Source organism: Deltaproteobacteria bacterium, assembly GCA_040223695.1.
Lineage (GTDB): Bacteria > Desulfobacterota_D > UBA1144 > Nemesobacterales > UBA2774 > JAVKFU01.
On sequence record JAVKFU010000015.1, the window covers coordinates 678,542 to 690,928 of the forward strand.

General features: G+C 47.1%; 12 protein-coding genes. 4 read left to right on the forward strand and 8 right to left on the reverse strand.

Translation table 11 applies throughout. From position 1 onward, the window contains the following. Positions 1–246: 246 nt before the first annotated feature. From RIG61_07435 to RIG61_07455, 5 genes are all read right to left on the reverse strand, one after another. Positions 247–720: a hypothetical protein gene (locus tag RIG61_07435; GenBank protein ID MEQ9618993.1), complete on the reverse strand. Its 474-nt coding sequence runs from the start codon at positions 718–720 to the stop codon at positions 247–249. Continuing rightward, positions 717–968 carry a hypothetical protein gene (locus tag RIG61_07440; GenBank protein ID MEQ9618994.1) on the reverse strand — a complete coding sequence of 84 codons (252 nt, stop codon included), beginning with the start codon at positions 966–968 and terminating at the stop codon, positions 717–719. The genes RIG61_07435 and RIG61_07440 overlap by 4 nt, the downstream gene beginning before the upstream one ends. Positions 969–1,417: 449 nt before the next feature. Further along, positions 1,418–1,546 carry a hypothetical protein gene (locus RIG61_07445; GenBank protein MEQ9618995.1) on the reverse strand — a complete coding sequence of 43 codons (129 nt, stop codon included), beginning with the start codon at positions 1,544–1,546 and terminating at the stop codon, positions 1,418–1,420. A gap of 395 nt (positions 1,547–1,941) precedes the next feature. Next, entirely contained in the window at positions 1,942–2,907 is a 966-nt protein-coding gene (locus tag RIG61_07450; protein ID MEQ9618996.1) for an alpha/beta hydrolase, read from the reverse strand. Positions 2,908–2,993: 86 nt separating this feature from the next. Next, positions 2,994–3,839, reverse strand: a complete 846-nt coding sequence (locus RIG61_07455) for a hypothetical protein (protein MEQ9618997.1) — start codon at positions 3,837–3,839, stop codon at positions 2,994–2,996. 1,071 nt (positions 3,840–4,910) lie between these two features. Between RIG61_07455 and RIG61_07460 the strand changes: the two genes are divergently transcribed. Beyond that, entirely contained in the window at positions 4,911–5,792 is an 882-nt protein-coding gene (locus RIG61_07460; GenBank protein ID MEQ9618998.1) for an SDR family oxidoreductase, read from the forward strand. Between the two features lie 342 nt (positions 5,793–6,134). Here RIG61_07460 and RIG61_07465 read toward each other — a convergent pair whose 3' ends face one another. Next, positions 6,135–7,391, reverse strand: a complete 1,257-nt coding sequence (locus RIG61_07465; protein ID MEQ9618999.1) for an MFS transporter — start codon at positions 7,389–7,391, stop codon at positions 6,135–6,137. A gap of 513 nt (positions 7,392–7,904) precedes the next feature. Then, on the reverse strand, positions 7,905–8,348 hold the full coding sequence (locus RIG61_07470) for a hypothetical protein (GenBank protein ID MEQ9619000.1): 444 nt from the start codon (positions 8,346–8,348) through the stop codon (positions 7,905–7,907). 214 nt (positions 8,349–8,562) lie between these two features. Here RIG61_07470 and RIG61_07475 point away from each other — a divergent pair, with 214 nt between their 5' ends. Next, entirely contained in the window at positions 8,563–10,059 is a 1,497-nt protein-coding gene (locus RIG61_07475) for a serine hydrolase (GenBank protein ID MEQ9619001.1), read from the forward strand. Positions 10,060–10,227: 168 nt separating this feature from the next. Here the strand turns inward: RIG61_07475 and RIG61_07480 are convergent, their stop codons facing one another. After that, positions 10,228–10,479: a hypothetical protein gene (locus RIG61_07480; protein MEQ9619002.1), complete on the reverse strand. Its 252-nt coding sequence runs from the start codon at positions 10,477–10,479 to the stop codon at positions 10,228–10,230. A gap of 241 nt (positions 10,480–10,720) precedes the next feature. On the opposite strand from RIG61_07480, the gene RIG61_07485 reads away from it, so the two are divergent. Beyond that, the gene (locus tag RIG61_07485; protein MEQ9619003.1) at positions 10,721–11,344 is read left to right on the forward strand and encodes a YigZ family protein; all 624 of its coding nucleotides are present in this window, start codon (positions 10,721–10,723) and stop codon (positions 11,342–11,344) included. Between the two features lie 66 nt (positions 11,345–11,410). Beyond that, complete coding sequence (locus tag RIG61_07490; GenBank protein MEQ9619004.1) at positions 11,411–11,770, forward strand: hypothetical protein; 360 nt, start codon at positions 11,411–11,413, stop codon at positions 11,768–11,770. Positions 11,771–12,387 lie beyond the last annotated feature (617 nt).

Genomic DNA, 12,387 nt, shown 5'->3' on the forward strand with positions numbered 1-12,387 from the left:
AAGTGAGGAATCGGACGCCCTTTCCTATATGCAATAATGTCATTAGTCCTGCTCCACTAAACCACGATGCTAATTACGGTAGTATTAAAGATTTTAGACAGAATGAACTATTTTTAGCCAAATTCTATGCAGTCGGTGATTTTTGCTTCTTTTTATCAAGAAAAAGAAGGAAATTCTTTATCTTTTCTTTTTTTCATTATGAAGAGACAACCTATGCGACACAGCCTCATGGCAAAGCCGCCCCCCTCACGCATCCCACTCTTCCATCATCTCCGCCTCCCACATCTCCCTGTGCGGGCACACCGAGCCGTGCGTCCTCTCGCGGTACGTACCGTCACCCCATCTTTTTTGATCATGGCAGAACGGGCAGAAGCTCGCCTTCCTTATAAACACCCCGAACATCGTATTCACGAGCCCGAACTGCTCGCGGTTCCCAAATATCCAGACCCTTATATCGTTCAGCGAGACCTTTTTTCGCCTGAATATTTCGCTCCCGCGTATTGCCTCAGCACGCTTTCCGTCGAGATACATAGATACCGCTTTGTGCTCGAGGAGCCTTAAACCTGTGACGTAGTTCTCTATGGCCCGTTCCTCTTCGAGCGTCTCCAGATAAGCCCTGAGCAGAGGCGGCACACCCTCGCCCCGCTTGTATCTGGAGAAGTACAAAAGAGCTTCCTGTATGTGCCGGTAAATTAGCTGCCTCTCCGCCCCCTTTATCAATGCCTCTCCCCATCCCTTGACCTGGTGCTTTCTATGAGGTCTCTTAACGACTGCAGGTTATAAGAGATGTTGCTGCCGAGTCGCCGCTTCTTTGCAGTCTGGCCCATGCTGGCAATCGCGCCGATAATCGTCATCACTATGAGCGGCGTCATGACCCAGAACCATGACCACTGTATTCTGTCCCACAGCTTCGCCGCTACAAATAGCAGATTCAAATAAACCGCAAACGCAATATAAAAATTATCCATATCACTACCCCTCCTTTATCTTTCACCCCCATCTTCTTTAAACGCCATTGCGAAGCTCCGAAGGAGCCGCGGCAATCTCATCTTTAAATAAGTCATTCTGAACTACGATCTGGAACGTGTGAGGAATCGGGTCCACCGGCTAAATGTAATCGAGAAAATGTTCCCTGGTCGTAGTTGTTCGAATTCAAAATTTTCAGTGTCTCGTTTTTGTTTTTTTGCTTTTGCCCTCCCGACATTTACAGAAATCGCGTTAAAAAATAAATTACGAAATCGTAAAAATATTTTTGGGCTGCAGGTGGAATTAAAATATTTTAGACGTAGTAATTTATTTTTAGCTATTTCTGTTAAGTCGATGATTTTTGCTTCTTTTCATCTAGGAAAAGAAGAAACTATTTTGCTTTTTATTTGTTATTGCGAGCGTAGTAACACGAAGCGCGGCAATCTCATTCTCAATCCCTCTTCATCCTGAGCCTGTCGAAGGATGCTCCCCCCTTTTCTTTTTCTTCCTCCCCATCGAGGAGGAAGTTAAGGTGGGGGGGGACACTATTCTCTTTTATATCCCACAGGCATATACCCACAAGCAATATGCTATCAAGCTATTATATAAAGTATATCCCTTAGAAATATAAACTATCCCAAAACGGAAAAACACACAAGGGGGTTTTTTACATCAGAGGCAACTAGTCATTGCGAGGCTCCGAAGGAGCCGCGGCAATCTCATCTTTAAATAAGTCATTCAGAACTACGATTTCGAAGGTGTGAGGAATCGGCCAATGGCTGAATGCAATCAAGCATGTGTTCCTAGTACATACTTACCCGTACACAAATCTTTCAGCATCTAATTGTTCAAATATCACTTTCATTCTGAGTCCAATCGAAGGATACCATTGCGAAGGGGCGAAGCAAGGTACGACAACCTCCCTTCCTTCCCTGATTTACAATCTAAGTCCCCGCCAAAACGTCTTGCTCACCTCTACCGCCCAGCCTCTACAAACTCTACAATCTCCCCAGCGTTCACGTTCAACGAGCTTATCCTGTGCACCCCACCCTCCGTCGTAACGAACTCGTGCCTTATACTCGCTTCTGTAAGCGCGTCTGCAAACGCCTTGCTCTCCGTCCAGGGAACAACGCAGTCCCCCGTGCCGTGCGCGACGTACATGGGCGGGTCAGAAGCGTCCAGATGCGTCGCCGGGTCCGCAAGCTCGATATCCTCGGGCCTGCACCCGTCTACGTTGTACCTGTCCTTGTCCATATCCGGGCAGTCGAGCAGCTCAAGCGCGGGGCTGGAGTAGCCCGGCTTCATGCAGTTCTTGTCCTCTATCTGCCGCCTTTTTTCCTCGGCGAGCGTCGCCATGTTATAAGGCGCGAAGAAAAGCACCGCCGCCGATACTTCCATAGAGACCCCCGGGTTCTCAGTTCCTTCCAGCTCCGTAACGCCGGTTGTTACAGCGGCCAGCGCGGCGAGGTGCGCTCCGGCAGATTCCCCCGCAAGTATAATCCTGCCGGGATCAACGCCAAGTTCTTCAGCATGAATTTTTATCCACCTAATAGCCGCCTTTATGTCGAACACTATCTCGGGCCAGGGGGCGGATTCATCGCCCGCGTACCTGTAATCGACCGATATAATCTGGTATCCCCCAATAGACGCCATATCGAACGCAATCGGGTCCACATTCTCCTTTATACCCCTTATCCATCCCCCGCCGTGTATCCACACAAGAGCCGGGCGCGGCCCATTCACGCCCTTAAGGCGGTAGAGGTCGAGCCTTTGAAGCTTCGTACCTCCTTCGACATAAGAGAATGTTTCAGGCTTTTCTTCGAGCCGGTACTCACCCGCCGTCCCCTGCCCGTTGCCTGAGCATGACGCGCCGCCCCTGCAGCCTGAAACCGCTATCATGATAAGTAAGGTTATTAGTGATACGGATCTAAAAAGTGACATCGGTAAAACCCGGATATATGTTTGAGGTACTATCTTAAACGATTGCGAGATTACATCAACTTTTCATCCCGGCCCGTCCTCTCTCTTCACGGTTTGTCCCAATCAAGGAGGCTTCCCCAGGAAACATTCCCTGGCTCGTATCTCTTCGTAGTAATAACGTCCACATAGCCCCCGGAGGCCTCCTCAGCCGCCCTGACGAGCTGGTTTAAGTCCCCGAGCGAGTCGCTTTTCCTCAAGAGGAATTCCTTCGTATTATAATAACTCCTGTCCCTCATCCGTATCCTGAGCGAGTACCATTCTCTATCCGGGGTCTGACCGTCCCCGTGCTGCACTAGTTCCAGATACCATATATCCTCGAACTTCAGATGAACAGGCTTTATGCTCTCCTCCGTGCTGTAAACGATTCCCTCATATGTAACGTTTACGTACATATTATAAAACCACAAATTGGCCGCCGCGCATACAATGCCGGCTGCGATCGCAACAGCCTTATACCGTGGTATCTCTCTATAAAGGGGCCATCCTTCATAGGTCCTGAGTAGAAATTTTCTGACATCGTCCTCCCCTCGCCTCGCGTAAAGATAAGAAAAAACGAACAGCATCAGGAAAAGCGCCATCAGCGCGGACGGAAAAACCGGGTACATAAAAAAATCAGTGTATCTGGACGAGTACAGGAGCCCGGAGCCACTCGCGAAATCCCACAGGAGATATGCCTGAACTATGCTCAGGAACAAAGCGGCGAACAGATAAATAAAGAATATGTGTAGGTAGTCCCTCGTTTTAAATTTATAAGGTGTTAATCCGTGCCCGAGGGTTTTTATCTCTCCGGACGCAAAATAATCCTTCAGGCTGATTGGGAAAAAAACAGCCAATATAACAGCGGCAACCAAAGGAAAGCCTACCGCCAGATATGCCTCCCAGCTCATGCCCACCCGTAGGGTCCTCCTGAGAAAAGATATTCAAAATATATCCTACCTCCCCGCAACTTTCACCGTTTTCCGCTATTTATTTTTTATTCCTTCCCTCTGTGAGTGGAAGGTCAGGACAGGGTGTCATTTCGACCAATAGGAGAAATCTTGTCTTCGCCTTATCGCCGTCATTGCGAGGCTGCAGCAACCGCGGTAATTCCATCTTCCATCCCTTCTGTTGTAGGAGGGGCATCTTACCGCGAACAAACACCCCCTCATCCTGAGCCCAGTCGAAGGATGTCATGCTTTCATCTTTTGTACGTTATTGCGAGCATTCGAAGAATGCGCGGCAATCTTGAATCCGCCACTACTATTATGAACAAGTAACAGTTCTGAGCAAGCGAAGAACTGGTCGCCCTTAGCCAAATGCAATAATGATATTGTTTTGCTGAAGATTTACTGTACCCAAAATAAATCGTGTCCATTTGTTGCGTATAACCGTGAAATTATCCCATGTATTCTTTCATCTCTGATAGATTTCAGAACCCCTTATTGAGTAGAAAAAATATATAACATATATTCAATATGTTTACTATATCACATAGTTTAATACCTTTCTTTTTTTCCTGAGCCAGAGCCATGGATTCCATAGTTAAAGTTAAATATCACCGTGCCCGGAGGGTCTGTTAAAGTAAAAAACGAACCGTTAATGAAGATTATGTAATATTTTATGTTTACTATTATATATATTAAGTACAAGATCTTAGCTTCCATATTTTATATATACTTTATATTTTCTCATGCCTTTCCAATAATACTTAACAAACTTCAATTCAGAATACAGGTACTAAATTAGAATGCACTTTAAGTCGTTTTTGCGCACTTTGCATGCCCTATTTCCCCTATGGCTCTTGTAATTCTTTCATTGTTGTGGCTATCAACTCTTGGCAAACTCGAGAAAGCCGGGCGTTTACCCCACAACCTGCAATGCATCAGCACAGTGAATAAATTGCAATTTTCTCTCCCTCTATTTTCAAACGTCTCGGGATTCGGATAGACTGTCATATATTCCATCCCTGAGCCAAGGAGTAAAACATGATATTGTTGACTGGCGCTACCGGCACGACGGGCCGTAGAGTTGCCAGGCGGTTATCAAAGTGGGGATATAAATTCAGCGCTCTGGTGAGAGACCCCGAAAAGGCGCAGAACCTGAAGTCTTCCAAAATAGAACTTATAAAGGGCAATCTCGATAAGCCCGATTCTCTTAAAAGGGCAATGGACGGTATCGAACATGCTTTTCTCCTGTCGCCAAACACCGAAAATCAGGTAAGGCTTGAAAAGAACTTCATTGAGGCCGCAAGGGAATCCGGTGTACGTTATATCGTAAAATACTCCGCCATCGGTGCCGACCCCAACTCCCACTGCGATCTGCTTCGTTGGCACGGAGAGTCCGAGGAGTATCTGGAGCACTCGGGACTTAGATATTCCATTGTCAGACCGAATATCTTTATGCAGAATTTCGTCAACTTCTACGGTGTCCCCATAAGGGAAAACAGGGAGTTCCACCTCCCGCTCAAAGACGCTAAATGCGGATGGGTGGATGTAAGAGACATAGGAAGACTGATTGCAAAGATACTAACTCAAAACGGTAACGCCGAAAAAATATACACCGTTACTGGGCCCGAGTCCCTGAGCGCTGAGGAATTGGCTGATATCTTTTCCCACGCCTTAGGAAAGAAGGTCAAGTACATAGACATTAAACCCAAGGAGTTTAAAAAAGACCTGCTGAGCGGAGGCGTATCCGAAACACTGGCTTCGGCCTACACTGAGCTGTACAAACTCGTAAGTGATGGCCTCTGCGACGTAGTAACCGATACATTCTACGAGACCACGGAAAAACAGCCCCGCACCTTCGATGAATTCGTGGACGATAATCTGTCCGAATTCCTCAAAAAGAAATCCAAGTCCAAGAAGTAATTACTACTTAATATGGCCAGGTGCGCGTAAACAAACCCCCTCATCCTGAGCTTGTCGAAGGATGTAATTCTTTTGTCTTTTGCCTTTCCAACATTCACAGAATTAGCGTTAAGAAAATAGCACGAAGCAACCTCGTCTTTTCATCGCTCCGTAGGAGCCGCCTCTTGCCGCAAACAAAGACTTGTTTATACCGAACGCACTCACTGTGTGCAGTCGAAGAATGCCATATCAATTGACGTAAGCAAGCAAATATTTAGGTCTTATTGCATTTAAATCTGGTAATACCGGAATAAATTAGCCACCCTCGAAAAAATGCAATCAAGTGCCTCTATACACAAAAAACTAAACTCCTCTCCCTTCTCTCCCCTCTCTTCCACTCACAGTGAAAATAAGCATCAGAGCTGCTAGTAACGCAATAATAGAGAAAACAACCAGGGGCAGCCTGACAAACATTGCCGCGAGAAAACCCGCCCCCAATCCCGACGCCACCTCAGCCGCGACTTCAAGCGAGAGATTATTCCCTAGCACACTCCCCTGCTCGTCGAGACCGGCTTTCAGTGAAAGCATTGACGCCGAGGCAGGAAGCGCTACCGCAAGCGCGAGTCCGGGAAGAAATATCGTTACCCAGAGGGCGGGCTCAGGCTGCGGAACAATGACGAATACCATAAAAATCGCGAAGAGTATCATCGAGAAAAGTGTAATCGTTCTCGGCGTGTAGAACATTGCAAGAAACCCCGTGAGCCATATGCTTGCTATCACCACGGGTACTGCGTTCCATGCGATAAAATTAGATACCTTTGACACTCCCATACCGAACTCGTCCACCAGATACATGGGGAACGCCCGGAAGAATCCGAAGATAGCGAAATAGACGAGGAAATTTATAAGGTAAATAACCCTGAGCTTTCCCGGAGAAAACACTGCCAGAAAACTCGTGACCGCTTCCCGGTAATTCACACCGGTTCTTGTTTCCGGGGGGCGGGTCTCCCTGAAGAGCGCATATGTGAATATCGTAGTCAGTACCAGAAGTATGAAGACAGCCCAGTAAGGTGTTGCGTAGCTGAACCACGGCACGAGGTCCTTATCCGCGAGCTTGCCCCCGACCAGCGGCCCTATTAAGAACGCGCCGCTGGCGCTCAGACTGATATACGCGAACAGCCTTGTCCTGTTTTTGACAGTAGTCACGTCGGATACAGAGCTTTGGGCGATTACAATATTCCCCTCCGCAAGTCCTGTTATAAAAGCCGCGGCCATGAACAGTGTCAGATTTTTTATTTCGAGGGAATAAGCAAAGACCGCGTAGAAGAAGGTGGTTATCAATAATGAGACGAGAAGCACGGGTCTCCTGCCAAAACCGTCAGATATCGCCCCTATGATCGGCGATCCGAAGAACTGTCCGAGAGGATAAATGGCAAGCACTATACCTAGCGCAATAGTGCGGTCTGTGTCGAATGGAAACGAGCTTAGAATCCCCCCTGTATTCTCCAGAATCAGAGGGGTCATAATTGTAATCATTAGGCTGTAGCCGAGAAACCCGATGAAAATTACGATATACAAAGGAAGCAATCGGAATAATCCGGAGCCCTGCCGGTCTGTCATAGGATAATCCTCCTCCCGTTATAAGGGAGAAACCGGCAACTAATATAATATATGAGCGTGACTATTTATAGTTTTTTATTCTTAAAGCTGACGAGCGATAGCTTTATCAACTTTGGTACATGGGGTTGATTTACTCCCCCTGGCATAGTTGTATTAAATAAAAGGAACAGTACACACTTACCCCAATAACAATTATGCTATTCAGCATCCGACGGTCGAATTCCTAAACTAAACCAAATCAGATCAGGATAGGTGCCCTTTAGAATAAACCGATTCCCGTCACTCCGAAGGGGCAATGCTCCTGCGGCAATCCCACATCCGTCATTCTGAATTCATTTCAGAATCTCATCTTTTGCCTTTACCTCTCCCGACATTCACGGAATTGGCATTGAGAAGATATCTTTATCCAAATTTTTCTTGTCATTTCGACCCCTTCGATAAACTCAGGATATACTCTCCGCTGCAATTCCGTTTTTGTCCTTTATTTCCCGCTTAGCAAAAGCGGGTCGATCCCTACTCGCAGTTATTCTCCTTAGCCTGCTTCTTTAGAGCGTCCAGTTTTGCGTATGTCTCTGCAGCGTTTTTCTTTGCAACGTCAAGCTCCGCTTTCGCTTCCTGCTCACCGGACGTTAGTTTTTCGTATTCCTCAAGCGTTCCCTTACAGTAATCCCCGCCGTGGTCCTCCCCGGATTCACACTCCTCCGCGGTATCTGCAATCGGTTTTTCAGATCCGGCATAGGTATCCGAATGAAGCTGCTTATAATACTTGTCCCAGTTCCGAAACGCTTTCACCTGCTCGTCGTGTGCGTCCTTGTATCCTTTCTCCGCTTCCTTTATCTCTACGGATAATTCCGTGCAGTCAACATCCTGCCCGTGGGACGAATCATAACCACCTGACAAAACAATTATCGAAAGCCCGGCGATAATCGCCAATCTTAAACCCTTACGTCTCAGCATCAATTCCCTCCTGATCAAGATTTGCCTAAATCAAATTAGTTATTCTCAATTATATCAAACCCACCTGAAATTACACACAATAAATTAAGAGTAAAATTCTTTTTTTTACTTGAAATTCCAAACCCTTAGACTCCCTGGCAATTCACCGGATTTTTGATATTGCAATAGATTATGTTATTTTCAATCCGTTTTGAGAGAACATTAGGAGGCAAAAATGAAAAACTGCATTACCGCTGCAATCGTCTTTTTTCTTATTTCAACATTAGCGGATACAAATCTTTACTCGCAGGAAAACATCGAAGGCCTTGACGCCTTCATAGAGTTGGCAATGGAGCAATACGGGGTGCCCGGGGCGGTGGTCGCGGTTGTTAAAGACGGGGAGGTCGTCTATCTCAAGGGACACGGCTTGAGAAAAATCGGCTCTAAAGAGAAAGTAAATGAAGATACCGTATTCCAGCTTGCCTCGGTTACCAAGACATTTACCGCCGCCTCCGTAGCTTCGATGGTAGACAGGGACAAGATCACGTTCGATGATAAAGTAGTGAATATAATCCCGAACTTTTCTCTGAAAGACCCCTACCCCACGCGTTACACGACGCCGCGCGATCTCCTCGCACACAGGACCGGGCTCCCCGCGTTTACCGGGGATTTATTCGACCACCTGGGTTACACGAGAAAGGAAGTCATCGAGAGGATTCGCTATATCGAGCCCGCATGCAGTTTCAGAGAGGAGGCAAACTACTCCAACATCGGGTACTTCCTCGCCGGCGAAGTAGCCGCATACGCGGCGGGTAAAGAATGGGAGGAAGTTGTGGAAGAGAATCTGTTAAAGCCGATGGGGATGAAACATACCGGCTTCACGAGGACGCTCAGCAAGGAAAAAAACGTAGCCTCCCCTCACGCGCTCGTCGATGGCGAGACTCGTGTAATTCCCCCTAATCAGCAGATGGTGCTTGCCCCCGCAGGGGCGATGACATCCACAGCCTCGGACCTCTCGCGTTATATGACAATGCTCCTTTCAGGCGGAAAATACGACGGCAAGGAAGTACTGAAACAGGATTCTATAAGCGAAATGTTCACGCCAGCTATGGTAGACAAACCGAGCTTCTCGGAGGTTCCCCCGATTTCGGAAGAAACGGGATTCGATTACGGACTCGCATGGGGTATCTACTACTGGAAGAACCATAAAATTCTTGAAAAAGGCGGCGCCCTCGACGGTATGAGGTCCGTAGTCGTTCTCGTGCCTGAAATAGATCTCGGCATAGCCGTCCTCGCGAACATGAATCTGACTGTTCTGCCCGAAGCAGTCCGGGCATTTATTCTTGAGAATTATCTCGGGCAGGCTGGGTACGATATGCAGGCGGAAATCATGGAAAGATCCAAAAAGATCGCATCCATGCTGGGGCTCGACACCACTGCGAAACCGGAGAACCCACAGCCTCCTAGTAAAGATCTAAGCGCCTATACGGGTACCTATGAAAATGAGCTTTACGGGCAATTAGTCATTTTAAAGGACGTTGATAATTTAAAGGCAGAAGCCGGCCCCGCGAAATACACGGGCAAGCTGACGCATGTAAACTTCGATACTTTCTATTTAAAATGGCCCATATTCATATCCGCTCCGAATGAGGTAACTTTCTTAATCGACGCCGAAGGTAACGTAACAGAATTTCTCGACAGCGGACTCGGCACATTCAAAAAAGTGAAGTAAATTCAATAGTAACACGTCGCGCCAAAACCAGATATTCGACGAATGAGCGAATTTCAAATATTCAGATACTTTTTCCTTCCTCTCCTGGAGGGAGGAGAAGCTCGGGACGCGGAATGATTTTAATATTAAATTCGCGGTATGATTATTACTTTCCGCACCACACTAAATCTACGGCCCTGTACACGGCACGTCCGGCGGTGCATCCCACGCCATAATATCCGTACACCTTTCTAGGTCAGCGCAGCTGATTTGAAACGCCTTATCCTCAGGGTCTGCCGCCGCCAGCCTCTCAACGCCCACCGGAATATTATTGCAAACACTCGGATCAAACCCGTCTTCCTCGGCGGTCTGCTGTCCCGCGCAGGCGCCGAGCGCGAGAGCCCCGATCATAAGAGCCGCATATAAACTCTTCCCTGTCATTAATCAATCCTCCTTATGCTAATTTTCGCAATCTCATTATACACTAAAAAAAGCGGTCTTTAGCTAAATAATCCACAAGCGGTATAAAGCCTTTCGTCCTGAGCTTGTCGAAGGACGTACAACAAATGATACTTTGTTATCAATTGTAAAAGCCTCATTGCCCGCCCGCTTTATTTCCGTTTCTTCTCTTCCCGGCACTGGCGCTTATTCCTCAAATCCGTAAAAATAATATTCAAAGACAATGAGTAGAAAATCAACTTACCTCATTCCCTCCCGCACCGTTACCGCCGAGCAGGAGATAAAAAAGAGCAGGTTCATCACAACGGCGGGCCATGCGTCAGATAAAGCCGCAGCCATGCGTTTCGTCGAATCGGTACGAAAGGAGCACCCCTCCGCGCACCATAACTGCTACGCATATATAGCGGGGAGCCCGTTCGACACCACTGAAATAGGCTTCAGCGATGACGGAGAGGTGAACGGCACCGCGGGAAAACCCATCCTTAGCGTGCTTCAGCATAAGGGAATCGGTGAGATTGTTACCGTCGTCACCCGCTATTTCGGCGGCATCAGACTCGGCACGGGCGGACTCGTAAGGGCCTATACGGGCTCGGTCACGCTCGCGCTTGATGTATTGCCTTTAAAGAAGCTCGTAACGACGAAGAAGGCCATCATCACCGTCCCCTACCAGTATGAAAACGCGGTCAGGCTTGCGCTGGATAAATTCAACATAGCGATAGAGGAGGCAGTCTACACAGACGAGGTTTTGATTGAAGCCGGAATCCCTGAGGACACGTTAGACAAACTCGCGGATGAAATAATGAATGCCACACGCGGAGCCGCTCGGATCAAGATCAATAAAACTTGATTTAAAACTATATACCTATTGCCTTTATCACACCTACAATTATATTTTTTCGGGAAGGGATCTAATATGACAGACGACACGACAAGAGTAGGAAATGATATCGACACCAATATCGATAAATATTACTACTATCTCAATATGATTACTGAGAACGCCCGGAACGGTTACAATTATATGGTAATAAAATACTGCGCGCTGTCCCTGCCGCTCATCCCGAGCCTTATAGAAAAAACCAAACAGGATTTTGGCGAATTCGACATCACTACGATCCCAGCGATTGAGCTCGGAGCCAAAATCTGGAGCTTTCAGGGAAACGAAGAAGGTGTAAAGCAGATCGAGCGCCTTGTCGTATCCTATCCCGAGCTTTCCCCCTGGCGAATCCACATCGACCGCGCTTATAAACAATTAAAACAAATCGACCGATAATTTCCCCCCTCTAGTGCCATAATCTTCAAACAAACGTGAAACGCCAAAGGATGCCGCGTCTAACCTACGCGAGAAATCTTTCTTTATTTTTTATTTCCTTCCCTTCGGAGAGGAACGGTTCTAAGCAACGATTGCGCGCGAGTAAGCAGTCGAAGTAGCTAGTCTAAATGCAAGCCTGCAATATTTTATTTCCTTCCCCCCTATAGGGGGGAAGGTCAGGATTGGGGGTGCAGATGCGACTAAAAAGAGCTACCAGACGCCTTCGCTTACCTCGCCATACCCCCTAAATCAGCGACCTATATTTCCCTCCACGTCATTAAGAACTACGATTGCGAAAAAATGTTTTAGTGCTTTGGGTGGAATTAAAAGATTTTAGCCGCAATAATCTATTTTTAGCCACATTCTGTGCAGTCGGTGATTTTTGCTTTTTTTCATCAAGGAAAAGAAGAAGTTATTAATGTAGTCACTGCGAGCCGTAAAGCGGCACAGCAATCTCGTCTTTTGCTTTCCATCGTGAATCCTGAATCGTGCATCTTTCTTCGTTTAAACACCCTCATATTGAGCCAATTCGAAGAATGTAATCTATTCATTCCCCTCTTTCCATTATCTCCCTGACT